Source organism: Streptomyces sp. NPDC041796, assembly GCF_055590785.1.
In genome coordinates this window covers 13,724-37,510 of record NZ_JBVJAH010000011.1, presented here as the reverse complement: position 1 = coordinate 37,510, position 23,787 = coordinate 13,724, and the positions used below count along the sequence as shown (strand labels likewise).

The 23,787-nt window shown below is 74.0% G+C and carries 25 protein-coding genes; 14 read left to right on the top strand and 11 right to left on the bottom strand.

All coding sequences use genetic code 11. From position 1 onward, the window contains the following. Window positions 1-196: 196 nt before the first annotated feature. The 5 genes from ACZ6C1_RS22740 to ACZ6C1_RS22720 are packed head-to-tail and all read left to right on the top strand — an operon-like array spanning window position 197 to window position 5,415. Window positions 197-1,816, top strand: coding sequence for a lipid II flippase MurJ (locus ACZ6C1_RS22740; protein ID WP_469243059.1), 1,620 nt, complete (start codon window positions 197-199; stop codon window positions 1,814-1,816). Continuing rightward, window positions 1,813-2,541, top strand: coding sequence for a polysaccharide deacetylase family protein (locus ACZ6C1_RS22735; protein ID WP_469243057.1), 729 nt, complete (start codon window positions 1,813-1,815; stop codon window positions 2,539-2,541). The genes ACZ6C1_RS22740 and ACZ6C1_RS22735 overlap by 4 nt, the downstream gene beginning before the upstream one ends. A gap of 5 nt (window positions 2,542-2,546) precedes the next feature. Beyond that, entirely contained in the window at window positions 2,547-3,668 is a 1,122-nt protein-coding gene (locus ACZ6C1_RS22730; RefSeq protein WP_469243196.1) for a glycosyltransferase, read from the top strand. Further along, window positions 3,665-4,321 carry a YveK family protein gene (locus ACZ6C1_RS22725; protein WP_469243055.1) on the top strand — a complete coding sequence of 219 codons (657 nt, stop codon included), beginning with the start codon at window positions 3,665-3,667 and terminating at the stop codon, window positions 4,319-4,321. Before ACZ6C1_RS22730 ends, ACZ6C1_RS22725 begins: the two co-directional genes overlap by 4 nt. Further along, on the top strand, window positions 4,318-5,415 hold the full coding sequence (locus tag ACZ6C1_RS22720; RefSeq protein WP_469243053.1) for a GNAT family N-acetyltransferase: 1,098 nt from the start codon (window positions 4,318-4,320) through the stop codon (window positions 5,413-5,415). Before ACZ6C1_RS22725 ends, ACZ6C1_RS22720 begins: the two co-directional genes overlap by 4 nt. Here the strand turns inward: ACZ6C1_RS22720 and ACZ6C1_RS22715 are convergent. The 4 genes from ACZ6C1_RS22715 to ACZ6C1_RS22700 form a co-directional block, all read right to left on the bottom strand. Further along, the gene (locus tag ACZ6C1_RS22715; protein WP_469243195.1) at window positions 5,405-6,757 is read right to left on the bottom strand and encodes a glycoside hydrolase family 26 protein; all 1,353 of its coding nucleotides are present in this window, start codon (window positions 6,755-6,757) and stop codon (window positions 5,405-5,407) included. The genes ACZ6C1_RS22720 and ACZ6C1_RS22715 overlap by 11 nt on opposite strands. Before the next feature lie 402 nt (window positions 6,758-7,159). Beyond that, on the bottom strand, window positions 7,160-7,393 hold the full coding sequence (locus ACZ6C1_RS22710) for a chaplin (RefSeq protein WP_469243051.1): 234 nt from the start codon (window positions 7,391-7,393) through the stop codon (window positions 7,160-7,162). A 453-nt stretch (window positions 7,394-7,846) separates the two neighbouring features. After that, the gene (locus ACZ6C1_RS22705) at window positions 7,847-9,199 is read right to left on the bottom strand and encodes a cytochrome P450 (RefSeq protein WP_469243049.1); all 1,353 of its coding nucleotides are present in this window, start codon (window positions 9,197-9,199) and stop codon (window positions 7,847-7,849) included. Between the two features lie 75 nt (window positions 9,200-9,274). Further along, window positions 9,275-9,655, bottom strand: a complete 381-nt coding sequence (locus ACZ6C1_RS22700; RefSeq protein ID WP_469243047.1) for a DUF6479 family protein — start codon at window positions 9,653-9,655, stop codon at window positions 9,275-9,277. Between the two features lie 190 nt (window positions 9,656-9,845). Here ACZ6C1_RS22700 and ACZ6C1_RS22695 point away from each other — a divergent pair, with 190 nt between their 5' ends. The 4 genes from ACZ6C1_RS22695 (at window position 9,846) to ACZ6C1_RS22680 (ending at window position 12,794) form a co-directional block, all read left to right on the top strand. Beyond that, window positions 9,846-10,238 (top strand): rodlin, encoded by a 393-nt coding sequence (locus ACZ6C1_RS22695; protein ID WP_469243045.1) that lies wholly within the window; start codon window positions 9,846-9,848, stop codon window positions 10,236-10,238. Between the two features lie 157 nt (window positions 10,239-10,395). Beyond that, the gene (locus ACZ6C1_RS22690; protein ID WP_469243043.1) at window positions 10,396-10,788 is read left to right on the top strand and encodes a rodlin; all 393 of its coding nucleotides are present in this window, start codon (window positions 10,396-10,398) and stop codon (window positions 10,786-10,788) included. Window positions 10,789-10,977: 189 nt separating this feature from the next. Then, entirely contained in the window at window positions 10,978-11,490 is a 513-nt protein-coding gene (locus ACZ6C1_RS22685) for a SigE family RNA polymerase sigma factor (protein WP_469243041.1), read from the top strand. A gap of 68 nt (window positions 11,491-11,558) precedes the next feature. Continuing rightward, window positions 11,559-12,794, top strand: a complete 1,236-nt coding sequence (locus ACZ6C1_RS22680) for a hypothetical protein (protein ID WP_469243039.1) — start codon at window positions 11,559-11,561, stop codon at window positions 12,792-12,794. 27 nt (window positions 12,795-12,821) lie between these two features. Here ACZ6C1_RS22680 and ACZ6C1_RS22675 read toward each other — a convergent pair whose 3' ends face one another. Beyond that, window positions 12,822-14,510, bottom strand: a complete 1,689-nt coding sequence (locus tag ACZ6C1_RS22675) for a bifunctional 3'-5' exonuclease/DNA polymerase (RefSeq protein ID WP_469243037.1) — start codon at window positions 14,508-14,510, stop codon at window positions 12,822-12,824. Between the two features lie 46 nt (window positions 14,511-14,556). Then, window positions 14,557-15,828, bottom strand: coding sequence for a LuxR C-terminal-related transcriptional regulator (locus tag ACZ6C1_RS22670; RefSeq protein ID WP_469243035.1), 1,272 nt, complete (start codon window positions 15,826-15,828; stop codon window positions 14,557-14,559). Window positions 15,829-15,968: 140 nt separating this feature from the next. Here ACZ6C1_RS22670 and ACZ6C1_RS22665 point away from each other — a divergent pair, with 140 nt between their 5' ends. After that, window positions 15,969-16,886: an NADP-dependent oxidoreductase gene (locus tag ACZ6C1_RS22665; protein ID WP_469243033.1), complete on the top strand. Its 918-nt coding sequence runs from the start codon at window positions 15,969-15,971 to the stop codon at window positions 16,884-16,886. Between the two features lie 56 nt (window positions 16,887-16,942). Here ACZ6C1_RS22665 and ACZ6C1_RS22660 read toward each other — a convergent pair whose 3' ends face one another. Beyond that, window positions 16,943-19,030 carry an ABC transporter permease gene (locus ACZ6C1_RS22660; RefSeq protein ID WP_469243031.1) on the bottom strand — a complete coding sequence of 696 codons (2,088 nt, stop codon included), beginning with the start codon at window positions 19,028-19,030 and terminating at the stop codon, window positions 16,943-16,945. Then, window positions 19,024-19,758 carry an ABC transporter ATP-binding protein gene (locus ACZ6C1_RS22655; RefSeq protein WP_469243029.1) on the bottom strand — a complete coding sequence of 245 codons (735 nt, stop codon included), beginning with the start codon at window positions 19,756-19,758 and terminating at the stop codon, window positions 19,024-19,026. Before ACZ6C1_RS22655 ends, ACZ6C1_RS22660 begins: the two co-directional genes overlap by 7 nt. 127 nt (window positions 19,759-19,885) lie before the next feature. Between ACZ6C1_RS22655 and ACZ6C1_RS22650 the strand changes: the two genes are divergently transcribed. Next, window positions 19,886-21,046 (top strand): DUF2786 domain-containing protein, encoded by a 1,161-nt coding sequence (locus tag ACZ6C1_RS22650; RefSeq protein ID WP_469243028.1) that lies wholly within the window; start codon window positions 19,886-19,888, stop codon window positions 21,044-21,046. 50 nt (window positions 21,047-21,096) lie between these two features. Here ACZ6C1_RS22650 and ACZ6C1_RS22645 read toward each other — a convergent pair whose 3' ends face one another. The 3 genes from ACZ6C1_RS22645 to rpmB all read right to left on the bottom strand — a co-directional run bounded on the left by ACZ6C1_RS22645 (window position 21,097) and on the right by rpmB (window position 22,164). After that, entirely contained in the window at window positions 21,097-21,561 is a 465-nt protein-coding gene (locus ACZ6C1_RS22645; protein WP_469243026.1) for a hypothetical protein, read from the bottom strand. A gap of 61 nt (window positions 21,562-21,622) precedes the next feature. After that, on the bottom strand, window positions 21,623-21,928 hold the full coding sequence (gene rpsN, locus ACZ6C1_RS22640) for a 30S ribosomal protein S14 (protein WP_469243024.1): 306 nt from the start codon (window positions 21,926-21,928) through the stop codon (window positions 21,623-21,625). Beyond that, on the bottom strand, window positions 21,928-22,164 hold the full coding sequence (gene rpmB / locus ACZ6C1_RS22635) for a 50S ribosomal protein L28 (protein WP_469243022.1): 237 nt from the start codon (window positions 22,162-22,164) through the stop codon (window positions 21,928-21,930). The genes rpsN and rpmB overlap by 1 nt, the downstream gene beginning before the upstream one ends. A gap of 62 nt (window positions 22,165-22,226) precedes the next feature. Between rpmB and rpmG the strand changes: the two genes are divergently transcribed. From rpmG to ACZ6C1_RS22620, 3 genes are read left to right on the top strand one after another with little or no spacing between them, the layout of a single operon-like run. Then, window positions 22,227-22,391 (top strand): 50S ribosomal protein L33, encoded by a 165-nt coding sequence (gene rpmG / locus ACZ6C1_RS22630; RefSeq protein ID WP_003999141.1) that lies wholly within the window; start codon window positions 22,227-22,229, stop codon window positions 22,389-22,391. Window positions 22,392-22,399: 8 nt separating this feature from the next. Next, on the top strand, window positions 22,400-22,657 hold the full coding sequence (locus ACZ6C1_RS22625; RefSeq protein ID WP_469243020.1) for a type B 50S ribosomal protein L31: 258 nt from the start codon (window positions 22,400-22,402) through the stop codon (window positions 22,655-22,657). Next, a complete protein-coding gene (locus ACZ6C1_RS22620) occupies window positions 22,657-23,784 on the top strand; it encodes a CobW family GTP-binding protein (protein WP_469243018.1) in 1,128 nt (375 codons plus the stop codon). The genes ACZ6C1_RS22625 and ACZ6C1_RS22620 overlap by 1 nt, the downstream gene beginning before the upstream one ends. Window positions 23,785-23,787 lie beyond the last annotated feature (3 nt).

The following is a 23,787-nucleotide window of genomic DNA, read 5'->3' as shown; positions in this document are numbered from 1 at the left end:
CCCGTACCGCCCACCGTTCCCGGCCCGGCCACCGCGACCCGACCGCAGGCCGCCGCCCCGTCGCGCACCGCTGCCCCACGGGTCACCGCCACCCCGCCGCACACCGCCGCCCCGCCGCACACCGCCGCCCCGCCGGGCACCGCCGCTCCGGCGCGTACCGCCGTTCCGTCGGGTGCTCGCGACGCGGGGGTGCCGCATGGCTGACCGTCCGCGGCGTGTCGTGGTGGCCGCGCGGCCCGCGCCGGAGGGTGGCGGACCGGTATGGGCGCCGTCCGGCCGGCTCCTCGCCCGGGCGGCCGCGCTCACGGCCGCCCTGACGGCGGTGGGCGCCCTGCTGGGGCTGGTCCGGGACCAGCTGCTCGCCCGCACGTTCGGCGCGGGTACCGGCACGGACGCCTTCCTCGTCGCCTGGACCGTCCCGGAATTCGCGGCCACGCTGCTCATCGAGGACGGCATGGCCCTCGTCCTCGTGCCCGCCTTCGCCGCCGCCCTCTCCGGCCGGACCGACCGGACCGGCGGCCCCGATCCCGTACACGCCCTCGTCAGGGGAACCCTCCCCAGGACGGTCGTCGCCACGAGCGCGGCGACCGGGCTGCTCGTGCTGGCCGCGCCCCAGGTGGTCGCCCTGCTCGCGCCCGGACTGCCCGAGCGCCAACTCGCCGTCGACTGCACCCGGTTGACCGCCACCTGCCTGCTCACCTTCGCGCTCGCCGGGTACTGCAGCGCGGCACTCCGCGCCCACGGCCGGTTCCTCGCACCCGCCGCGATCTACGTCGCGTACAACACCGGCATCATCACGGCGGTCGTCCTCCTCGACCCCGGCGCGTGGGGCGTACGCGCGGCGGCGGCCGGAGTGGCGGTGGGCGGTGTGCTCATGGTGCTGGTGCAGGCGCCGGTCCTGTGGCGGCAACTGCGTACCCCCGGCTCGGCCCCCGCGCGGGGCGGGACGGCGCCCCGCCTCCTCCTGGCCGCGCTCGCGCCGGTGATCGTGTTCGCGCTGAGCCGCCAGTCGCAGGTCCTGGTCGAGCGGTTCCTCGCCGCGCCCCTGCCCGCCGGGGCGATCTCGCACCTCAACTACGCGCAGAAGGTCGCCCAACTGCCGATGGTCCTCTCGCTGATGCTCTGCACGGTCAGCTTCCCGGTCGTCGCGCGGGCGCTCGCGGCCGGTGACACGGCGACCGCGCGGCGACGGACCGAGCGGGACCTGCTGCTCGCGGGCGTGATCGTCCTCGTCGGCGCCGCGACCGTCATCGCCGCCGCACCGCAGATCGTCCACCTGCTGTTCCAGCGGGGCGCGTTCGACGGCGCCGACACCGCCGCCACGGCGGCCGTCATGCGGGTGTATGCCCTCGGACTGCTCGGCCACACCCTCGTCGGCGCCCTCGTCCGCTGCTACTTCTCCGCCTCGCGCCCCCTGTGGTACCCGGCCGCCGCCATGCTCGGCGGCATCACCGTGACCGCCGCCGCAGGTCACGCCTGGGCCGGGGCGTGGGGCGCCGAAGGCATCGCCGCGGCCAACGCGCTCGGCATCACCCTCACCGCCGCCCTCCTCCTTCTCGGTGTCCGCAGGCAGAGTGTCCCCCTCGACGCCCGCGGCCTCGCCGCGGGGCTCGCCCGGCTCACGGCCGCGGCGGCCGTCGCCACCGCCGCCGGGTGGTGGTGCGCGGCCGGCCCACCGCTCCTGGCGGTCGCCCTGGCCTGTGCCGCCGTCCCGGCCGCCTTCACCGCCACCGCCTGGGTGCTGCGCGCCCCGGTGGTCCCCTCCCTGATCCGCTCCGCGCACCCGTTCCGTCGGCTCACGAAGGCCCGCTCATGAACCAGCCGAGAATCCCCCTGTGGGTGGCGATGTACCACTCCATCGACGACACCACGGACGACGACCCGTACCACGTGACCGTCTCCCCCTCCCGCCTCGACAAGCAATTGCGCTGGCTGCGCGACCACGGCCTGCGCGGAGTCGGCCTGCGGCAACTCCTGCTGTACGCGGCACGCCACGGAGACACCCGCGGGCTGGTCGGCCTCACCTTCGACGACGGGTACGCCGACTTCCTCGACAACGCCGTCCCGGTCCTTCGCCGCCACGAGTGCACGGCCACCGTCTTCGTCCTCCCCGGCCGGCTCGGCGGCGACAACGGCTGGGACGCGCTCGGCCCGCGCAAGCCCCTGCTCACCGAGGACGGCGTCCGCCGCTGCGCCGCCGCCGGCATGGAGGTCGCCTCGCACGGCCTGCTCCACGTCTCCCTGTCCGCCGCCCCCGAGCACGTGCTGCGTGAGGAGACGGCAGACAGCCGGGAACTGCTCCGCACCCTCACGGGAACCGCCCCGGACGGCTTCTGCTACCCGTACGGCCACGTCGACGAGCGCGCGGTGCGCGCCGTGCGGGAGGCGGGGTACGCGTACGCGGCAGCCATCGACCCGTGCGCCCTGAACAGCGTGTTCGCCGTGCCCCGGGTGCACATCGGGCAGCGCGACACCGCCTGGCGGCTGCACGCCAAGCGCCGGCTGCACGGGGTGCGGCGCGCCCCGGTACCCGTGTCATGAAGGCACTGAACGTCCTGCACGTCATCACCGGCCTCGGCATCGGCGGCGCCGAACAGCAACTGCGCCTGCTCATCCCGCACATGGACCGGGTCCGCAGCAGCGTCGTCACCCTCACCAACCCCGGCCCGGTCGCCCGGGCCCTCCGCGCCGACGGGGTGCCGGTCGCCCACCTGGGCATGCGCGGCAACCGCGACCTGTCCGCCCTGCCCCGGCTGACCCGGCTGATCCGGCAGGGCGCCTATGACGTCGTCCACACGCACCTGTACCGGGCCTGCCTGTACGGCCGGCTCGCCGCCCGGCTGGCCGGCGTACGGACGGTCGTCGCGACCGAGCACTCGCTGGGCGCCGCGCAGATCGAGGGCCGGCGGCTGAGCCCCGGGGCGCGGGCCCTGTACCTGGCCGGCGAGCGGCTCGGTACGTCGACGGTCGCCGTCTCCGACACGGTGGCCCGGCGCCTGGCCGCGTGGGGGGTGCACCCGGGGCGCATCCGGGTCGTGCCCAACGGCGTCGACGTGCGGCGCTTCGCCTTCGACCCGGCCGCCCGGGGGGCGGCGCGGCGACGGCTGGGCCTGGCGCCCGACGCGTACGTCGTCGGCGGGGTGGGGCGGCTCGCGCCCGGCAAGCGGTTCGACACGCTGATCCGGGCGGTCGCGGCGCTGCCCGCCGACGCCCGGCTGCTGCTGGTGGGGGAGGGCGAGCAGCGGCAGCCGCTGGAGCGGGTCGCCCGGGAATGCGGGGCGGCGGACCGGGTCGTGTGGGCGGGCGCGGTCGACCGTGGCCTGCCGGAACTGCTGTCCGCCATGGACGTGTTCGTGTCCACGTCCGCCGACGAGGCGTTCGGGCTCGCGATCGTCGAGGCGCTGGCCGCCGGGCTGCCCGTGCGGTACGTGGCCTGCCCCGCGCTCGACGACCTGCCGCCCGAGGAGGCGCCGGGGGCCCGCCGGATCGGCGGGGCGGTCGCGGACGTGGCCGCCGAGCTGCGGTCGGTCACCCGGGAACGGCTGCCCGTGCCCGCCGCCGTGCACCGCTACGACATCGCCCGCAGCGCCCGGCAGTTGATGTCGCTCTACCACGACCTCCACGACGGCCTTTACGACGACCTTTACGACGGAGCGAGTTGTCGATGACCACGACCCAGTCCCTTGCCGTACGCCGTGCGATCGGCTGGCTCACCCGCCTCAAGCGCACCCGCCGACGGTGGCTCGTCCCGGGCGCCGCGCTGCTGGGCCTCCTGGTCGGCGGCTTCTACGGGCTGCTGAAGACCCCCGAGTACGCGGCGACCAGTTACGTCATCGTCGTACCGTCCGCGAAGTCCGACCCGGCCGGGGCGATGGGCCTGGCGCAGGCGTACGGGCGGGTCGCGACCGACATCGCGGTCGTCGGCGACGCCCAGGTCGCCGCCGGTGTGCCGGTGGAGACCCTGCGCACGAGCGTGCAGGCCGTGACCTCGCCGGACGCCCCGATGATCGCCATCACCGCGAGGGCGCCGGAGGCCGCGGTCGCGGCGGGCATGGCCGACAGCGTGGCCAGGGCCCTGGTGCAGAAGGGCTCCCACACCGAGGGCAGCACCGGGGTGAAGGTCCTCCAGTTCACCCGGGCCGCCACACCCACCAGTCCCGTCTCCCCGTCGGCGTCGCTGTCCGCGCTCGTCGGCGGCTGCGCGGGCGGACTGCTCGGTGCCCTGGCCCTGCTCGTGCGGCCCCGGTACCCCCGGCGCGGGGAGCGGGCCGGGTACAGGTCCGTGCCGGGGCCGGTGGCACAGCAGGAGGCGCTCGTATGACGTGGGAGGTCACCGTCTGCCGGGACGGCGAGGAGTTCGGCCGGCTGGGGCCGGAGTGGACGGACCTGTACCGGCGGTGCGCCGGCGCCACCCCGTTCCAGTCGCACTCCTGGCTGCACTCCTGGTGGGTGTCGTACGGCACCCCCGGCTGTCTGCGCGTGGTCCTCGTACGCCGGGACGGGCAGCTCCTCGCCGCGGCGCCGCTGCGGCTGGTGCGCGGACCGCTGCCCGTACTGACGCACCTGGGCGGGGCGATCACCGACTTCTCCGACGTGCTCGTCGACGACACGCGCGCCGAGGAGGCGGTACCGGCGCTGACCGGGGCCCTCGGCCGACTGGCCCGTACCGCCGTGATCGACCTCCGGGAGGTACGGGCGGAAGCCGCCGCCCAGCGGGTCTACGCGAACTGGCGCGGTCCGCGCCACCGCCTGCCCGACTCGGTCTGCATGGAGCTGCCCGCCGCGTCCATCGACGAGCTGGTCGGCCGGCTGCCGTCGTCCCGCGCCCAGCGCGCCCGGTCCAAGCTGCGGAGGCTCGACAAGCTGGGCATCGAGGAGCACGTCGTCCCGCCCGCCGAGGTGCCGGGCGCGCTCCGGCGACTCCTGGACCTGCACCAACGCCAGTGGGCGGACCGGGGAGTGACGCCGGAGCACCTCCGGCCCCGGTTCGCGGAGCACCTCCAGCGGGCGGTGCGGTCGATGGTGGAGTCGGGGGACGCGATGGTGACGGAGTTCCGCATGGCCGGAGACGTGGTCGCCGCGGACCTCACGCTGATGTCACCGCTGCTTTCCGGCGGCTACCTCTACGGGGCGGACCCGGTGCTGCGCAGCAGCAAGGTGGACGTCGCCACCCTGCTGTTGCGCAACGGCGCCCGGGAGAGCAGCGCCAGTGGCCGCGTCAAACTGAGCCTGCTGCGCGGCCGGGAGCCCTACAAGAGCCACTGGCGTCCCGAACCGGTCGTCAACCAGAGGCTGTTGCTGGCCCGGCGACGGACGGCGGCACCGCTGCTGCTCCTGGCCGGCTGCGCGGCCGGCCGCCGCTGGGCGGCGGACCGGTTGCGCGACCGTACCTGGGTGCGGCGGCTCATGCCGTGAGGTGACGGCGCCATTCGAACCGGACGCACAGCTTGCGGCCCAGCCACTTCTCGACCCACTCACCGAGGTCCAGCGGCGTACAGGCGGGCCGCTCCGGCTGCGGCTCGGGCTCGGGCTCGGGCTGCGGCTCGGGTTCCGGAGTGGGCTCCGGATTGGGATCCGGGGTCGGCTCCGGGGCCGGTTCGGTGGGGTCGCCCTTCCCGGACAGCTTCGTGCGGAACACCTCGGACGACTTCGGATTCTCGTCGCACTGCCAGACGCCGTGCGGGCAGTAGTCCGTGATCGTGTGGTAGAGCGGCTTGTTCTTCTCGATCCAGTCCAGCATGCGCCGCATGTACTCCGGGTTGTCGCCGTTGCGGAACAGCCCCCACTCCGGATACGAGATGGGCTTGCCGTGCTCGGCGGCGAACCGCACGTGCTCCCGCAGCCCGTAGGGCTCGTTCACCTGCTCGTCGAAGGTCAGGCCCGAAGGCTGGTCGTACGAGTCCATCCCGATGATGTCGACGACGTCGTCACCGGGGTAACAGGCGGTCCACGGAACGGCGTCCCGCCCGCGGTTGGGCGCGAAGTCGAACCGGAACCGCTGCCCCGGCACCTCGCGCATGGTGGTGACGATGCGCTTCCAGTACGTCTTCCAGGCCTCCGGGTCGGGACCGCAGCGGTGCGAGTAGGTGATGCCGTTCATCTCCCAGCCGAGGACGACGACGGTGTCCGGCACGCCGACCCGTACGAGACGTTCCGCCAGGGCCCGGAAGTGCCGGTCGAACCGCCCGTCCGCGCCGAGCCGCAGCAACTGGCGTACGACGGGGTCGGGGAGGTGGCTCTCGTTGCGCTCCAGCATGGGCACGTTGAGGACGAACAGCCGGTCCTTCCGGGCCTGCCGCCACTGTGCCCAGTGCTCCAGGAACCCGGGGCGCCCCTCGATGTTGGTCCACACATCGCCCGGGAGGTAGGTGTGCCCCACCCGCAGCTCGGTGCCGCCCAGCCACTTGCGCAGCCCCGCCATGCGGTGGATGCCCCGCGGACCGTAATCCAGGTAGGCCCCCATCGCCGTCCGGGCTTCCTCCTCCGCCGCCTCCCGTGCCCCCGCCCCGGGCTGCGCCCCGTCCGCGTCCCCGGCGCCCGTGCCCTGCTCCGGTGCGGGTCCGTCCTTGGGGCCGGGTTCCACGCCGGGCCCCGGCCCGCGCTCCGTCCCTGCCGCCGTACCCGGCCCCGTCCCCGCGTCCGTCTCCGGCCCCGGCCCCGTCCCTGCGTCGGCCCCCGGCCCTGTCCCCGCCGCGTCCCCGGCCGCCTCGGGTTCCGTCCTCGCTCCCGCGTCCGTCTTCGTCCCCGCGTCCGCCACCCTCCCGTCCGCGTCCGCGTCCGCGTCCCCGTCGCCGCCCGGGCCCGGCCCCTGCCGCGGTCCGGCGACCGGGGCAGAGGCCGGCACGGCGGCATGGCCGGGCGGGGCCGACACGGCGGAGCCCGCCATCAGCAGGCTGAGCAGACCGGCGGTGAGCACCCCCAGCCGTGCGCCTTTCGTCTTCGCTCTCCGGTGACCCATGTCCGCTCCTTCGCCAGGCGTCAGGATTTCGCCAGCCACTCGGAGCAAAAGTATTGTTAATGGGCCGATCGGGATCGCGGTCCCGTCCCCCAGTAGGCCGTTGGGGGATTTCATCGCCCGCTCGGGGGCATCCGGGCACAGAAAAGCCGGTCCCGGAGCGCTCCGGGACCGGCTGTTACGCGGCCGAGGCCTGATGCTGCGTCACTTGTTGATGCAGACGTTCCCGAAGGCCGGGTTCAGCAGCGCGACGATGTTGACGGTGTTGCCGCAGATGTTGATCGGCACGTGCACCGGAACCTGGACGACGTTGCCGGACAGGACGCCCGGGGAGCCCACGGCGGCACCGTTGGCGTCAGCGTCGGCGACAGCAGGCGCGGCCGCACCCAGCGCCATGACCACACCGGCGACGGCTACCGCAGCCTTCTTGCACTTCATAGTTTCGGGTCCTTTCCACAGGAGGAAGTCTTGCCACGGATTTCGTGACGGGCGAGCCCGATGAGGCCCGGCTTCCACTGCGAAAATCACAACGAATGCGAAAGCGGAAAGACACCATTGAGGCTGCATTCCGCACCGATTCACTCGAACCGCCGAGCACCGGCCGGAGGCAGATGGCTCAACGACTGGGCCACACGGGGCGGGTCACCAGGACCTCCCATTCGTGGTCCGGCAGTCCCGGGACGGCCCGGCCCAGCGCTCTCCATTCGCGCATCAACGACGAATAGACGGGGACCGTGTCGGCCTCCGTCGCTTGCCTGCTCTGTGGGATGAGGGGCACACGCTGCCATTTACCGGCGCGAGGAGCCATGCCGAACCTTTCCGTTCACAGCAGCCTTGGAGAGGCTCTCGCATCATGTCACAGCCCGTGCTCGTATCCTCACGATTCAGGGTTCATGGCCGCCGGGGGAGGGCGGCGAACCGCAGCCCGAAGTGGTCGAGGGTGCGTGGCAGCGGCCGGTCGGGCCGCAGCCGGCCGGGGCGTTCCGGCAGGTACGTGTGCCGTTCGAGGAGCGCCGCCAGCATGGTCGACGTGACCAGCAGCACCAGGTCCTGCCCGGGGCACTCGCCGGGGCCCGCGCTGAACGGCATCAGCGCCTCGGTGTCCTGTGCCGTGCCGTCCAGCCAGATCTCCGGTGTGAACCGGTCGGAGTACGGCAGCGACTCGTCGCGGTGGAACAGGGGCGCGTAGATCAGGAACTCCGTCCCGGCGGGCAGCGCGTCGTCGCCCCAGTCGGTCGGGCGCACCGACTCCCGCAGCAGGAACGGGGCGGTGGGCCACAGGCGTACCGACTCCAGCACGCTGGCGCGGGTGTACGGCAGGAGGCGCGGCTCGGTGAGGTCGGTGACGGCCAGTTCGTTGCGTATCTGCGTCTCCTGCGTGGTGTGCGTGGACAGCAGGGCCAGGGTCCGGAAGGCCGCGATGCCCGCCGCGTCGAAGGCGAACAGCCAGTGCGGCACCTGCCCGGCCGGGTCGGTGCCGGACCCGGCGGGGGCGGCCGCGAGGGCGGCGGCGAGGCTCCCGGGCTCGGCGCGGTCGAGGTGACCGCGCAGGCGCCGCTCGAAGCGGTCGCGCAGACCGGTGCGGCGCGGGGCGGCGCCCGCCCAGTCGGCGGTGGAGCGCAGCCTGCCGAGCATCGCGGTCAGGCCCGTGTCGTCGCGCCCGGTGTCACCGAGCACGAGGCGGCGCGTGGTGCGGTCCCAGGCGGTGCGGAAGGCCGGCCAGTCGATCTCGCCGTCGCCCGCGGTCGTCGCGCCCAGGAGCTTGCCGGCCTCCTCGCGTACGGTCCGCACCATCCGGGGGGCCATGCTGTGCATCTGGTGGCCGTACTCCAGCACGGCCTCGTTGAACGCGCGCCGCGTGTCGCGTTCCGCGCCGTGCGTGATCAGCACGCCGTGCGGCTGGAACTGCTCCAGTGCGGCGCGCTTCTCACGGGTGGAGGGGGAGTACGGGTCCGGCGTGCCGTTCAGGACGCGGGCGGCGTCGCCGGGCCGGAGGACGACGGCGAAGTGCCGCCCGGCCACGTCGACCCGGAGCGGGCCGGGGCCGTAGGCGCCGCGCAATTCGGTGAGGAGCCCGGTGGCGCGCCGGTCGACGGCGTACCGCTCGGCGAGGGCCATCCCGGCGCGGCGGCGGACGATGACGCCGGCCGCGAGCGTCGGTGCGACGACGTGGGCGACCAGCCGTGCCGTGTCACGGGCGGACGCCCGGGCGGGGGTGTGCGTGGCCGTGTCCGTACTGGTCATGGCCCCCGGGTGCCCAGGCGTCCGGCGCGCGAAACGGCAGGTGGGAGCGGTCGGCGGGGCATCGGCCGGGGCGGATCAGCCGCCCGTGGTCGGCCCGCCGCTGCCGAAGCCGCCACTGGGCGCGCCGCCCCACTTGGCGTCCTTCTCGCTGCGCGGCGAGGAGTCCGGGTCGGTGTTCTGGTGCCTCAGCTCGTACGGCATCACCCGGTCCTCGCGCTCGTCCAGCTCGGCGGGCCGGCGGTGGCCCTCGGCCTCGCCGGGGATCCCGGCGTCCAAAGGCCGGTGCGGCTGCTGGTCCGGCGTGGGGGGAGCGGGCTCCCGGTTCCGGATGCGCCGCCCCAGCCAGAACGCGCCGATCAGGAAGCCGACGAGGAGGATCCCCGCGACCAGCGGACCAATACCGACGACATGGTCCTTAGCGGCGAATTCCGTGGTGAATGTCGTGAGAGAGTCCATATGGGGCGTGTACCCCGGTCGTGCGGCGATCAGACATCTCCGTGGGCGTGAACAAGCCCATCGTCATCTCAGTGATTCATCCGGTTTTAGGTGATTGATCTCTTCGGGTGACCTGGCGCAACTTAAACGGTGGCCTGCTGTTGATCAGGGCGACCCCGAGCACAGGGTCTCTCGACGAGAAGGATGGACCATGATCAAGAAGGTTCTGGCCACCGCCGGCGTCGCCGCGGCCGTCCTTGGCGCGTCCGCGCCGATGGCCGCCGCCGTGGGCGACCGCGGAATCGACACGCAGAACGGCAACTTCGCCACCCAGTCGTACGGCAACACCACGACCGGTGGGTACATGAGCCCGCAGATCGGGCTGATCCAGGGCTCGCTGAACAAGCCCTGCATCGGTCTGCCCGTCCAGGCTGACATCCAGAACGTCGTGGGCCTGGTCAACATCGGTGTTCAGGACATCCTCAACGACACGCAGAACCAGCAGTGCGTCGAGAACTCCACGGCGGTCAAGGGCGACAGCGCCCTGTCGCACCTCCTGGAGAACGTCCTCTCCGAGAACGGGGCCGTCGCCGTCCAGAAGTGACGCGCGAGGTCACCGTCCCGCACGGTCGTCACAGCCGTGCGGGACGGATCCGCGTGGCCTTCGCCACGCACAACGGGCTGACGCCCACCTCCCACGCGCCCGACGCCGGGCGCTGGCACGACCCGAGCACCGGGTCTCTCGACGAATGGGATGAACCATGATCAAGAAGGTTCTGGCTACCGCCGGCGTCGCTGCGGCCGTGCTCGGCGCGTCCGCGCCGATGGCCGCAGCCGTGGGCGACCGCGGGGTCGACACGCAGAACGGCAACTTCTCCAAGCAGATTTACGGCAACACCACGACCGGTGGCTACATGAGCCCGCAGATCGGGCTGATCCAGGGCACGCTGAACAAGCCCTGCATCGGTCTGCCGGTGGAGGCGGACGTCCAGAACGTCGTGGGCCTGCTCAACATCGGTGTTCAGGACATCCTCAACGACACGCAGAACCAGCAGTGCGCCGAGAACTCCACGGCGGTCAAGGGTGACAGCGCCCTGTCGCACATCCTGGAGAACGTCATCTCCGAGAACGGGGCCCTCGCGGTCCAGGACTGACACACCTCCCCGCACGCGTAGCCACGCTTGGGCGGGCCCCGCATCCGACACCACGGATGCGGGGCCCGCCCTTGTGCGTGGGCCTGCGGGCCGCGAGCGCGGGGGGCGGGAGGAATTCATGTGAAACATTTGCCCGGGGCTGCCGCGTCAATGGGGTGAAGGACGACGGCAGTGGGTGAAGGGGAGGGCATGAGAAGGTCCCGAGCGGACGAGTTCATGGAGTTCGCGGCGGGCCGCACCGGGCATCTTTTCCGCTCTGCCTGCCTGCTGACCAGTGGAGACACCTACCTCGCCGAGGACCTGGTCCAGGAGACGCTGGGGCGGATGTACGCGCTGTGGGGCCGGATGGCGCGGATCGACAGCCCCGCGGCGTACGCCCAGACCGTCCTCGTCCGCGCCTACCTCACCCAAGCGCGCCGGCGCTCCGCGGGCGAGCGGCCGCTGGCCGAAGTTCCCGAGACTGCTACGGGGCGGGGCGACGATCCGGCGCTGCGGGTGGCACTGCTCGACGCGCTGGCACGGCTGGCGCCCAAGGACCGGGCGGTGGTGGTGCTGCGGTACTGGGAGGACCGCAGCGTCGAGGAAACCGCCGCCGCCATGAACGTCAGCGCCGCCGCCGTACGCACCCGCTCCAGCCGGGCGCTCGCCCGGCTCCGTGAGCAACTCGGCGGCAGCCTCGCCGAACTCGTCCCCGCGCACTGAGCGGCGGCGCTCCCCCCCCCGACCCTGCGACCCACGCACGTCATACGACCCACGAACGGTGGTTCCCCATGCCCTTTGAGGACGACGTCTCCGAGGCGATGCACCGCACCGGCGACACCTTCACCACGGACCACCGCGCGCTCGTGGAAGGCGGACTGCGCCGGGGGCGTGCCCGGGTGTTGCGCCGCCACGCCGCCGTCGGTGCGGCCGCCGTGATGGCGCTGACCGGTTCGGCGGTCTACGGGGGCTGGCTGCTCGGAGCATCCTCCGCCCAGGAGAGCCGGGAACTCGCCGCCGACAGCGGCCGGTCCCCGACCCCGGACGTCACACTCACCGGCAGGCCGAACCCCGGGACGAACGACCCCGACCAGCACATCCGTGTCAGCGCCGACCAGATGATCCAGATCCTGGAACGGGTACTGCCCAAGGCGAAGCTGACCCAGCAGCGCGGCACCAGCAACTTCGGCGACCCGAACCAGGCGGCGAACGCGTCCCTGGTGTACGACGACGGATTCGGCCAGGCTCTCGTCGAGGTGTCCATCAAGCGGGCCGACCGCAAGGACCCGGCCAACCGCAAGCTGATCGTCTGCCCCAAGAAGCTCACCCCGCCCGCGATCAGCTGTCACGGCGAGTCGTGGGGCGGGGGCTACGCCACCGTCCTGAGCGAGGACAAGGGCCTGCGCAAGTCACGCACGACGAGCCTGTCCGAGGAGGGCTACCTCGTCGAGCTGACCACCTTCAACGGTCTGCCGAAGGAGGGCAGGGCCACCCGTACGAACACGCCCTTCTCCCGGATGCAGACGTCCCACCTGGTAGGGATGCTGAACTCGGCGATGACCAAGTACGGCATCCCCAACCCGGACCTCTTCAGCCGCGAGGTGCACATCTCGGGGAGCCTGGACGTCATGGAGCGGCTGCAGCGGCTCTCGCCCAAGGGCCTCTCGCCGCGCGGCGGCGGGGGCGACGGCGCGACCGGCTACATCATCGCGTACGACGTCAAGAACAAGACCAAGAGCCACCTCCGGGCCACCCTCACCCCGAAGGGCGCCCCGGGCGGCGGGGAGCCGCAGTGGAGCGAGACACTGCCGGACGGCACGAAGATCGCCACCTCGGAGCGGCCCGCCAAGGGCAAGGGCGTCACCGAGTGGCGGGTCGACGCGCTGCGGCCGAACGGTCTGCGCGTCACCATCAGCTCGTACAACGCGGAGTACCCGCACAAGGACGCCAACCGGACGACGCCGCCCGCCTCCCTGGAGCAGCTCAAGGCGGTGGCGGTCGACGACTCCTGGCTGACGCTCAAGTAGGGCACGGCGTCCACCCGGGGCACGGCGTCACTTCGCGTCGGAGTACCGCTCCACCGTCGCCGTCGTGAACGGGAACCGCACCGGGGTGTCCCCGAAGGCGATCCGTCCGGCCGTGTCACCGGCCGCACGGATCGCCTCGGCGACCGTCGGGGCCTCGCCGGCGGGGCAGTGCACGATCACCTCGTCGTGCTGGAAGAAGACCAGCTCCGCCCGCATGCCCGCCAGCGCCTGCCGCAGCGCGGCCAGCATCAGCAGCGCCCAGTCTGCGGCGCTGCCCTGCACCACGAAGTTCCGGGTGAACCGGCCCCGCGCGCGGGCGTTCACCGACGCGTACCCCGGGGTGAACTCCCCGTCCGGCAGCGGCTCTTCCACCCCCTCCTGCGGGATGCCCGCCTCGTCGGCCTCCGCAGCGCCCGCCGCGCGCGGGCTCGTCCGGCCCAGCCAGGTGCGCACCAGCCGCCCCTCCTCGCCCGCCTTCGCCGCGTCGTCCACATAGGCCACCGCCCGGGGGAACCGCCGACGCAGAGCCGCCAGGTTCTTCAGACCGTCCCCGCTGGTCTGCCCGTAGATCGCGCCCAGCAGCGCGAGCTTCGCGTGGTTCCGGTCGCCGGAGAACGCCCGGTCGGACAGGCGTGTGTACAGGTCGTCCCCGTGGCCCGCGACCTCCATCAGCCCCGGGTCCCGGGAGATCGCCGCCAGCACGCGGGGCTCCATCTGGTCCGCGTCCGCGACGACGAGCCGCCAGCCGTCGTCCGCGACGACCGCCTGCCGTATGACCTTCGGGATCTGCAGGGCGCCGCCGCCATTGGTCGTCCAGCGCCCGCTGACCGTGCCGCCCGGGAGGTACTCCGGCCGGAAACGGCCGTCCCGCACCCAGTCCTGGAGCCAGCTCCAGCCGTGCGCCGTCCAGATCCGGTACAGCTTCTTGTACGTGATCAGCGGCTCGACCGCCGGGTGGTCGATCTCCGCGAGCTCCCATCGGCGCGTCGAACGCACCTTGATCCCCGCCTGGGCGAACGCCTTCACCACGTCCGCCGGCAGGTCGGGGCGGACGCGCCGCCCGAAGGCCGCCGACACCTCGTCCGTCAGCTCCGCCAGCCGGCGCGGCTCGCCCCCGCCCGCGTACCGCTCGCCCAGCAGCTCGTGCAGCACCGCCCGGTGGACGTCCGCCCGCCACGGCAGCCCGGCCCGGTGCATCTCGGCGGCCACCAGCATCCCGGCGGACTCGGCCGCCGTCAGCAGCCGCATCCTCCCCGGGTGCTCGGCGGCAGCGTGTCTTCGCTGCTGGTCCGCGTACACCTCCAGGAGGGCCTCGAAGGGGAGGTCCGTCGAGGGCACGGGCTCGAAGAGTGACGACTGGGCGCCCGGCTCGGCCGCCCTGAGCGGCGGATCGGGCGGTACGGGACGGTCGTGCAGCCGCGCCCAGGCCGCCGCCGCCGAACGGGGCTCACCCAGGCGCCCCTCGTGCCCGAGCAGCAACTGCTCGGCGCCCTCGATGTCGTAACACCGCTCGACCCGGACACCGGCCGCCAGGAGCCGGGGGTAGACCGAGCCGGTGGACCGCCACACCCACCGGCCGACCTCCGGCCGTGACCGCACCGCCTCCACCAGGTCGGGCTCGGTCAGCACCGGGCCGGCGGGCAGGCCGTCCCCGCCGAGGGGGACGAGCCGCGCTCCGCCGCCCTCCGTGCCGTCCACCACCCAGCGCTCGCTCACGCATGCGAGTCTGGCACCCGGCACTGACAATCGGCCGCGGCCGCGGCTACGCCGCCGCGTGGAAGAGCGCGGCCGCCTCGCCGCGCGACCCGACGCCCAGCTTGGTCAGGATGTTCGCCACGTGGAACTTCACCGTCGACTCGCTGATGTGCAGCTCCTCGGCGATCACCCGGTTGCGGTGACCGAGCGCCAGGTGCGTCAGCACCTCCAGTTCCCGCTCGCCCAGCGCGGTGAGGGGGTGCGGCGCGGGATCCTGGGCGGTGCGCAGCGGGATCGTCGCCGTGACGGTGGTGCCCCAGCCCGGTACGGCGTCGACGTCGAGGCGGCCGTCGAGGACGTCGAGCCGTTCGGCGACCCGGCCCGGACCCAGCGTGCAGTGCGACAGGGTCCCGGGCCCGTCGTCCCGTACCGTCGCGCGCAGGGCGTCCTCGGAGACCTGCCAGCCGATGTGGACGCGCCCCACCGGCTCCTGCTCCAGCACCTTCATCAGTACGGCGCGGACGACCGCGCGGGCGGTGTGCGCCACGTCGGCGGCCAGCGGCTTGGTGGAGCCCGGTGCGCCCAGCTCCAGGCGGACCGGGCTGTAGCGGACGAGGGGGCGCAGCGAGTCGGCCAGCCGGGCGAACGCCTGGTCGGCGGGTTCCTCCGCGATCCGCTGGTCCCGCTCCGCCTGGGCCCTCAGCTCCACCAGCGCGGACACGGCCAGGTCGGTGGCGGTGGCGCGGGCGGCCGCGTCGTCCAGGTGCCGGCTGCGCAGGACGCCCAGCAGTCCGGTCAGCGCGGCCGAGTGCGCCTCGCCCAGCTCGGCGATGACCCGGGCACGGGTGTCGGCGGCGGTGCGGGAGCGGGCCAGCGCGCCCGGCACGGCCTCGGCGGACAGCCGCTCGAAGTGGCTGGTGACCAGGTCCCACAGCGCCTGTACGAGGGCGAGGACGGCAGCGTCGAGAGCGGTGCCCTCGTCGCGGATCAGGAGCAGCACGGCGCCGCGCGGTGTCGCGTCGCTGCGGACGGCGAGCACCGGGTGGTCGGCCCCCGCCACCGCCAGGGTGCCCTGCCAGGGCCTGCCCGCGACTCCCGAGGCGAGCAGTGGGGCCAGATCGGCGGTGGTGAGCCGGGCGGTGAGGGCCTCGTCCCCGTACGTCTTGAAGGGTGAGTGCGCGCAGTGGGTGGACAGTTCGGCCACCGCGCGGTGCGGGACCGTCCCGGACAGGACGGACGACAGCCGGGGCAGGATCCGGCCGAGCGGCTGGCTGATCACGTCGTGGGCGGCGTTGAGGGCGGGGACGGCGCCGGGGCCGGTCGGGTCCATCAGGTCCATGCGCCCAGGCTAGACAGGCCCGGTCCGGGTGGCACTGTCCTTTCGGACAGGTGCAACTGTCCGTTGGACCGGCCGGGTTGGGTGGGTCTCCGGTGGAGGGTTGAGCTCGTCAGCGAGACCACCACGAGGGGGAGCACGACATGAAGGCGATCACTTACGACCGGTTCGGCGGCCCGGAGGTCCTGGAGTTCGGTGAGATTCCCAAGCCCGAGCCCGGGCCGGGCGAGGTGCGTGTGAAGGTGGTGACGGTCGGGGTCAACCCGCTCGACCACAAGCGCCGTTACGGCTGGGTCGAGCAGTTCTATCCGACGACGTTCCCCGCCGTGCCGGGCCTGGAGTTCGCCGGGGTCGTGGACGCGCTCGGCGAGGGAGCGACCGGATTCGCCGTCGGCGACGAGGTGTTCGGATGGACGCGGACCGGCGCGTACGCCGAGTACGCGATCGCCGGGGACATCGTCCACAAGCCGGCCGGTCTCTCCTTCGACGACGCGGTCACCCTGCCCGTGGCCGGGGAGACCGCGCAGCGTGTCCTGGGCCTCCTGGGGCTGCGGAGCGGCGAGACCCTGCTGCTGCACGGTGCGGCGGGCGCGGTCGGTCAGGTCGCCGTCCAGCTGGCCGTGGCGCTCGGCGCGACGGTCATCGGCACGGCCTCCCCGGCCAACCACGACTTCCTGCGGGCGCTGGGCGCGATCCCCGTGGCGTACGGGGAGGGCCTCGGCGACCGGGTCCGGGCGGTGGCGCCCGACGGGGCTGTCGACGCGGTCTTCGACGCCGCCGGGCATGACACGCTGCCCGTGTCGATCGAGCTGCGGGGCGGTACGACGGACCGGATCGTCACCATCGCGGCCACGGACGCCGACGCGTACGGCATCCCCTTCTCCGGGGGCGGCACCCCGTCGGACGTGGTCCGGGCGGGTCTTGCCGAGCACGGCCGTCTCGCCGTCGAGGGCGGGCTGCGGGTGCCGGTCGCCGAGACGTTCGCCCTGGCCGACGCGGCGAAGGCGCAGGAGCTGAGCGAGGGCGGCCATGTGCGGGGCAAGCTGGTGATCCGGGTGTGATCCTCCGGCCCGCCCAGGGGCCGCCGTCCCGCGCCGGCCGGGTGTCACGGGGGTGCTCACCGGCCCGTGCGGGTGGCGGCCAGGACGGCCGAGGTGACCGCCACCAGGGCGCAGCCGCCCAGCGCGGCGGCCAGCGTGCTCCACGGGACCGTGACGGCGGCCGGGGCGGACAGGGAGGCCAGGGCCGCGCCGAGCCCGGCGAGGTTGACCGCGGCCACCGCGGCGCCGAGCACCGCGCCGACCGCGACCGCGAGCAGCGCCTCGCCCGCGACGACCGCCAGGACCTGGGGGCGGGTCGCGCCGGTCAGCCGCAGCGCGCGCAGCTCCCCACCCCGGACCGACGTCGCCATCACCAGTGTGTTGGCGAGGGATATCGCCGTGTAGAGAAGGGCGATGCCGAGCACCACGAGGAGGCCGAGCCGGGTCTGCGGACCGGTGCGCGGGGCGGCCCAGGCCGCGACGGAGGTGACCGTGCCACCGGTGGCGCGCAGCACGGCGGGGCCGGTGCCGGGCGGGAGCCGTACGTCGACGCGGTCGATAGCCGCCGCACGGGCGTTGGCGGCGGTGACGTACGGACCGTTGTCGCCCGTCCCGGTCGCCAGCACCGCCGCGACGCGCAACGAAACCCGCCGCCCGTCGCCCAGCCACACGGCGATCCGGTCGCCGACCGCCCGCTTCCCCGACTCGCTGTTCGCGATCTCCTGGTTGATCACGATCGAGGTGTCGTCCAGGTCCTTGAGGTCACCCGCGACGACGGGCAGGCGGGCCAGGTCGGCGAAGGCTGCCGGGTCGGCGACCGCCCGGGCCTCGTACCGGACGACGGCCGTGCCGCCGTCGCGGACGAAGACGCCGGTCGACGCGGTGGGGGAGAGCGTGGCGCCGGGTATCCGGACCGGCTCGAGGTCCTCGCCGGTCACGATGTGGTCCGCCGCCGTGTGCCGCCTGGCCTCGGCCGCCTTGGCGGCGCTCACCGTCCCGGCCGAGCCGAGCAGGGATCCGGCCAGGGCGACGGTGACCACGACGGGCGCGGCGACGGCGGCGGTGCGGCGAAGGGCGGCGGCCGTGTTCTCCCGCACGAGCATGCCCGTGGCACCGGGCAGCGGCAGGGCGCGCACCACCGGGCGGACGAGCAGCGGGGCGAGCAGGGCCACGCCGGTGATCAGGAGCATCGGCTGGGTCGTGTACGTCTTGCGCTTCAGCAGGTCCGACGGGTCGGTGATCAGCGTCCAGCAGAGCAGGGCGGCACCCGTGAGCAGCAGTGCCCCGCCCAGCAGACGGCGGCCCGGGGGCAGGACGCCGCTGTCCACGTCCGCCTCGCGCAACGCCTCGACCGGACCGGTGCGCCCCGCCCGGCGGGCGGCCGCCCAGGCTCCGGTGACGGCGACGGCCAGGCCGGTCCAGAAGGCGGCGTGGAACGGCCAGGCGGCGTCCCGGACCGTGAACCACTCGGGGGCGATGCCGCCCTCGACCAGGAGCCGGGCCAGCTCCGGCGCGCCCCACGCCCCGAGGGCGCATCCCGCCGCGGAGGCGACGACCCCCACGACGCCCGCCTCGGTGAGCAGCGCCCGCCGCACCTGCCCGGGCGTCGCGCCCGCGGCCCGCAGCAGCCCGAACTCGCGTCTGCGCAGCGCCACCGCGAACGCGAACGTCGACGCCACGACGAACACCGACACGAAGGCGGTCACCCCGCCGGCCGTGCCCAGCAGGGCGTTCACCGTCACCAGCGCTTCCGCGTCCCGCTCCGGCTCCGGGTCGGCCTGCCGCCGCTCGTCTCCGGTGAGGACCCGGCCGCGGTCGCCGACGACCCGGCGGACGGCGTCGGGGTCGGCGTCGACCCCCACCGCATCCGGGCTTCCGTCGGTGGTCACCGGCCCGAGTGCCCGCAGTGCGGCGAGCAGCCGCACGTCCACAGGGTGTGGATGGAACAGCTCGTGCGTGACGCGCCCGACGGTCAGGGTGTCCGTACCGACCACCACCACCGGCGAGGCCGCGAACCGCTCGGGCGCCCGCTCCGGCGCGTCGAACGTCGACGCCAGGCCCAGGCCCATGGTCGCCAGCAGCCCGACGCCGAGCGCCAGCGCGACGAAGCTTCCCACGAAGGCCGTCCAGCGGCCGCGCAGCCCGTGGACCGCGAGGCTCAGCACGCCGCACGCTCCGGGGACTCCAGCCCGGCCATCCGGCCCGCGACCACCTCGGCGGTGGGCGCCGTCAGCTCCCCGCTCACCCGCCCGTCCACCAGGAAGACGACCCGGTCCGCGTACGAGGCGGCCACCGGATCATGGGTGACCATGACGACCGTCAGCCCGTCCCGGTCCACCACCTCCCGCAGCATCCGCAGCACCTCACGGCTCGTCGTGCTGTCCAGCGCCCCGGTCGGCTCGTCACCGAACAGCACGGCGGGCCGGGTGATCAGGGCCCGGGCGATCGCCACCCGCTGCTGCTGCCCACCGGACAGCTCGCCGGGCCGGTGCCGCGCCCGCTCGGCCAGTCCCACGCGTGCGAGGGCCGCCCGCACCTCGGAACGGGACGGGCGCCGCCCGGCGAGCCGCAGCGGCAGGGCGACGTTCTGCGCGGCGGTCAGCGACGGCAGCAGGTTGAACGCCTGGAACACGAACCCGATCCGGTCGCGCCGCAGCAGCGTCAGCCGCCGCTCGCTCAGCCCGGCCAGGTCGACGCCGTCGACCTCGACGCGCCCGCCGGTCGGCCGGTCGAGGCCCGCCGCGCACTGGAGCAACGTCGACTTGCCGGACCCGGACGGTCCCATGACGGCGGTGAAGGACCCGGCACGGAAGTCCAGGCCGACGCCGTCGAGCGCGGTGACGTCGCCGTAGGTGCGGCGAAGGGCGGTGAGCCGTACGGCGGTTGTGGTCATGGCTCAAGCGAACCGCTTCCCCGGCCCGCGATCACGACCGCTGGCAGGTGTCTTCGGGGTAGGGCCGGCCCTACCCCCCTGCGACCATGGACACCGGAAGCGGCGTACGCGCGAGGAGGCGGGGACCATGTCAGCGGGGCACTCGGAGGCAGGTGCCGTGGAGCGGGCGTTCGCCGCCGCTCTGTACGCGCGGGACGACACGGCCCTCGACACCGGTGCCTCGCTCCTGGCCGCCGACCCGGGCGCGGACGCCGAGCTGGCGCGGCGCGGTGAGGAGTTCGTGCGCCGGGCGTGGCAGCGCGGCTGGCAGCCGGCCGATGTGGTCCGGCTCGTACGCCGGGACCTGGACGAGCACCACGTACGGCTGGTGTCGGGGCTGATCGCCGCCGAGACGGGCCGGTACGAGCGGCTGCCGCCCCGGTGGGCCGCGCAGCTCGCCGAGCTCGGTGACACCGGCTGGCGCGCGGACCGCTTCTCGTACGCCACGGCCGTGCTGGAGCTGTACCGGCTGCTCGCCCGCCTCCCCGCGCTCGAACCCGTCGGCCCTGTACCGGGTGCCTCACCCCTGCACTCCGCGCCCGCGCACGGCGAGCCGCGGATGCTGGCCCGGATCCGGGCGCTGCTGGCCAAGGCGGAGGCGACCGGCTACCCGGAGGAGGCCGAGGCGCTGACCGCGAAGGCACAGGAGCTGATGGCGCGCCACAGCCTGGACGAGGCCGCCCTCGCGGCCCGCACGCACAGCCCGGACGAGCCCGCCGCGGTTCGGATCGGCGTCGAGGCGCCGTACGAGACGGCCAAGGCGATCCTGCTGGACGCGGTGGCGTCGGCGAACCGCTGCCGGGCGGTGTGGAACGAGGCGTTCGGCTTCTCGACCGTCGTCGGCTTCGAGCCGGACCTGGAGGTCGTCGAGTTGTTGTACACCTCGCTGCTGGTCCAGGGGACGGGCGCGATGACCAAGGCGGAGGCGGAACAGAGGAAGGGTGGACGGAAGCGTACGAAGACGTTTCGTCAGTCGTTCCTGCTGGCGTACGCCCACCGCCTCGGCGACCGGCTCGCGTCCACCTCCCGCCGGGTCACCGCCGAGGAGCCGACCCTGTTGCCGGTCCTCGCGGCCCGGGACGTGGCGGTCACGGCACGGGCGGACCGGATGTTCCCCGAGACGACCACCACGCGCGTGCGGGGCGCCGTGGACGAGGCGGGCTGGCACCACGGGACGGCGGCGGCGGACCGGGCGCGGACGGATCACGGGCGGGCGCGTGGCCCCGAGCGGGGGCGGCTGCCGGAGTAGCCGTTGTCCGGGAGCGTCTCCCGTGCGGCTCCACGGACGTCACCCGGGCGTCACCCGGGCGTCTCGGCCTTGCCGAGCGTGTCCTTCGCGCCGCCGGTCCAGGTGACGACCAGCTTGCCCCGGGCGGCCCTGGCGGCGCCCTCCGTGCGGGCGGTGTATCCGTCGCCGCAGGTCAGGCTGAGCGTGACGGTGTCCGTGCCCCGGGCGGTGCCCTGGCAGACGTGCGCGTCGGCCAGTACCAGGGCGTGGCCCTTCTTGATGGTGACGCTGACGGGTCTGCCGTCCGTGAGCCCCACCCAGGACCCGTCCGCGGCACCGGTGGTGACGGGTGGTGCGACCGGGGACGGGGTGGGGCCGCTGACGGCCGGGGTGGCGCCGGCGGCAGGCGCTGCGCCTGCGCGGGCTTCACCGGTGGGTCGCTGGTCGCGGCCGCCGCCGCAGCCGGCCAGCGCGAGCAGGGCGGTGACACCCGCCGCCGCGACGAACCCGGTACGTACGAGCCTGCGCGCGTTCACGCCACGTCTCCCCAACGTCGGTGCCGGAAACGCGCGCCAAGCTACCAGCCGGTAGGGCCGGCTACCAGGACGACTTGGTGACCCCGGGCAGGAACCCGGCGTGCGCCTGCTGTCGCACGTTCACCCGGGAGAGCCCGAACCGCCTCAGGTGGCCGCGCGGGCGGCCGTCCACGCTGTCGCGGTTGCGGACGCGCGTGGGGCTGGCGTCGCGCGGCTGGCGGCGCAGTTCGGCCTGGGCGGCGAGCCGCTCGGCCTCGGGGGTGCCGGGGTGCCGGATCAGCTCCTTCAGCTCCGCGCGCCGGGCGGCGTACCGCTCGACGACCTCCTTGCGCCGCTCATTGCGGGCGATCTTGCTCTTCTTGGCCATCAGACCTTCACCCCCCGGGCGCGGATCCGGGCCACGGCGGCCTCGATCCCGATCGAGTCGACGGTCTTGATGCCCTTGGTGGACAGGGTGAGCCGGACGTACCGGCCCTCGCTGGGCAGCCAGTAGCGCTTGCGCTGGATGTTGGGGTCGAAGCGGCGGGACGTACGCCGGTGCGAGTGCGAGATGCGGTTGCCGAAGCCCGGCTGGGCGCCGGTCAGCTGGCAGTGGGCGGACAAGGTGACCTACCTCTCTGGACACTGTCTTGGTAATGGAAACCATTTCCATTTACTCTACCCCCATGGCCCGCAACGAACTCCGACCGGTCATCAAGCTCCGGTCCACCGCCGGCACCGGCTACACCTACGTGACCCGCAAGAACCGCCGTAACGACCCCGACCGCATGACGCTGCGCAAGTACGACCCGGTCGTCGGGCGGCACGTCGACTTCCGAGAGGAGCGCTGAGGCGCACCATGAAGCCCGGAATCCACCCCCCGTACGAGCCCGTCGTCTTCCGTGACAAGGCGGGCGGCTTCGCCTTCCTCACCCGGTCGACCGCCACCAGCGACAAGACGGTCGAATGGGAGGACGGCAACACCTACCCCGTCATCGACGTCGAGATCTCGTCCGCGAGCCACCCCTTCTACACGGGCCACGCGCGCGTGCTGGACACCGCGGGCCGCGTAGAGCGGTTCGAGCAGCGGTACGGCCGGCGACGCGAGGGACGCTGATGCTGTCCGTCGCTCTCGTCGGCGGGCTGCACTCCGACGCCCGCACGGCCGCCGTCGACCGGCTGCTCGCCACCGTTCCCGGCAGCGTCGCGCTCCACCACGACCTGGCGGCCGCCGCCGAACGGGGCACGGTCACCCGTACCGTGCGCGACACGACCGGTGTCCTGTCGACGGACGAGACACCGCTGGTCAACGACTGCGCGTGCTGCGCGCTGCGCGAGGACCTGGTGCCGGAGCTGGAACGGCTCGCCGGCGCCGGGCTGACGCGGCTCGCGGTGGTCGAGCTGTGGGACTCGGTCGAACCCAAGGCGATGGCCGAGGTCGTCGCGGCGGCCGGGCTGACGGTCAGCTCCGTGATCACCGCCGTCGACCCGGCGCTGCTGCTGCCCTACCTCGGCAACGGCGACGACCTGAAGGAGGCGGGGCTGGCCGCGGCCGCCACCGACCAGCGCACGGTCGCCGACACCTGGGCGCGTCAGCTGGAGTACGCGCCGGTCCTCGCCGTCCTGGACAACCCGGACGCCGACGACGAGGACCGCGCGCTCCTGGCTCAGCTCCACCCGACGGCCCACCGGGTGACCCTGCCCGACGGGGACCTGGCCGCCGCCGCGCTGGCGGGGTTCGACGTCGAGGCGGCGGCGGCCGCACAGCACCCCGCCTGTGCGCTGCTGCCCCAGGAGGCGGACGCGCACGGCGTCGGCACCTATGTGTGGCACCGCCGCCGCCCGTTCCACCCGGAGCGGCTGTACGCGGCACTGGAGGACCTGTGCTGTGCGGCGGCGCGCAGCCGGGGGCGGTTCTGGCTGGCCGACCGGCCGGACACGCTGCTGGCGTGGGACGCGGCGGGCGGCGCCCTGTGCGTCGAGCCCGCCGGGCCGTGGCTCGCCTCGCTGCCGGACGCCGCCTGGGAGATGGTCCCGCCGGTGCGCCGGGCGGCGGCCGCGCTGGACTGGGACCCCGAGCACGGGGACTGCTGCCAGCACCTGGTCTTCACCTCGCCCGGCCTGGACCGGGAGGGGCTCGCCGAGCTCCTCGACTCCTGCCTGCTCACCGACGCGGAGTTCGCCGCGGGCCGCGAGGCCTGGAAGCGGCTCCCGCCCGCCTTCGACGCCCTCCTGGAGGTCTGACCC

Bases quoted from the DNA above. Each gene is read 5' to 3' on its own strand.
- ACZ6C1_RS22710 (WP_469243051.1), bottom strand. From the start codon at position 7,393: ATGAAGTGCAAGAAGGCTGCGGTAGCCGTCGCCGGTGTGGTCATGGCG.
- ACZ6C1_RS22625 (WP_469243020.1), top strand. From the start codon at position 22,400: ATGAAGCCCGGAATCCACCCCCCGTACGAGCCCGTCGTCTTCCGTGAC.
- ACZ6C1_RS22685 (WP_469243041.1), top strand. From the start codon at position 10,978: ATGAGAAGGTCCCGAGCGGACGAGTTCATGGAGTTCGCGGCGGGCCGC.
- ACZ6C1_RS22695 (WP_469243045.1), top strand. From the start codon at position 9,846: ATGATCAAGAAGGTTCTGGCCACCGCCGGCGTCGCCGCGGCCGTCCTT.
- ACZ6C1_RS22620 (WP_469243018.1), top strand. From the start codon at position 22,657: ATGCTGTCCGTCGCTCTCGTCGGCGGGCTGCACTCCGACGCCCGCACG.
- ACZ6C1_RS22655 (WP_469243029.1), bottom strand. From the start codon at position 19,758: ATGACCACAACCGCCGTACGGCTCACCGCCCTTCGCCGCACCTACGGC.
- rpmG (WP_003999141.1), top strand. From the start codon at position 22,227: ATGGCCCGCAACGAACTCCGACCGGTCATCAAGCTCCGGTCCACCGCC.
- ACZ6C1_RS22665 (WP_469243033.1), top strand. From the start codon at position 15,969: ATGAAGGCGATCACTTACGACCGGTTCGGCGGCCCGGAGGTCCTGGAG.
- rpsN (WP_469243024.1), bottom strand. From the start codon at position 21,928: ATGGCCAAGAAGAGCAAGATCGCCCGCAATGAGCGGCGCAAGGAGGTC.
- ACZ6C1_RS22735 (WP_469243057.1), top strand. From the start codon at position 1,813: ATGAACCAGCCGAGAATCCCCCTGTGGGTGGCGATGTACCACTCCATC.
- ACZ6C1_RS22740 (WP_469243059.1), top strand. From the start codon at position 197: ATGGCTGACCGTCCGCGGCGTGTCGTGGTGGCCGCGCGGCCCGCGCCG.
- ACZ6C1_RS22700 (WP_469243047.1), bottom strand. From the start codon at position 9,655: ATGGACTCTCTCACGACATTCACCACGGAATTCGCCGCTAAGGACCAT.
- ACZ6C1_RS22680 (WP_469243039.1), top strand. From the start codon at position 11,559: ATGCCCTTTGAGGACGACGTCTCCGAGGCGATGCACCGCACCGGCGAC.
- ACZ6C1_RS22725 (WP_469243055.1), top strand. From the start codon at position 3,665: ATGACCACGACCCAGTCCCTTGCCGTACGCCGTGCGATCGGCTGGCTC.
- ACZ6C1_RS22720 (WP_469243053.1), top strand. From the start codon at position 4,318: ATGACGTGGGAGGTCACCGTCTGCCGGGACGGCGAGGAGTTCGGCCGG.
- ACZ6C1_RS22650 (WP_469243028.1), top strand. From the start codon at position 19,886: ATGTCAGCGGGGCACTCGGAGGCAGGTGCCGTGGAGCGGGCGTTCGCC.
- ACZ6C1_RS22705 (WP_469243049.1), bottom strand. From the start codon at position 9,199: ATGACCAGTACGGACACGGCCACGCACACCCCCGCCCGGGCGTCCGCC.
- ACZ6C1_RS22670 (WP_469243035.1), bottom strand. From the start codon at position 15,828: ATGGACCTGATGGACCCGACCGGCCCCGGCGCCGTCCCCGCCCTCAAC.
- ACZ6C1_RS22690 (WP_469243043.1), top strand. From the start codon at position 10,396: ATGATCAAGAAGGTTCTGGCTACCGCCGGCGTCGCTGCGGCCGTGCTC.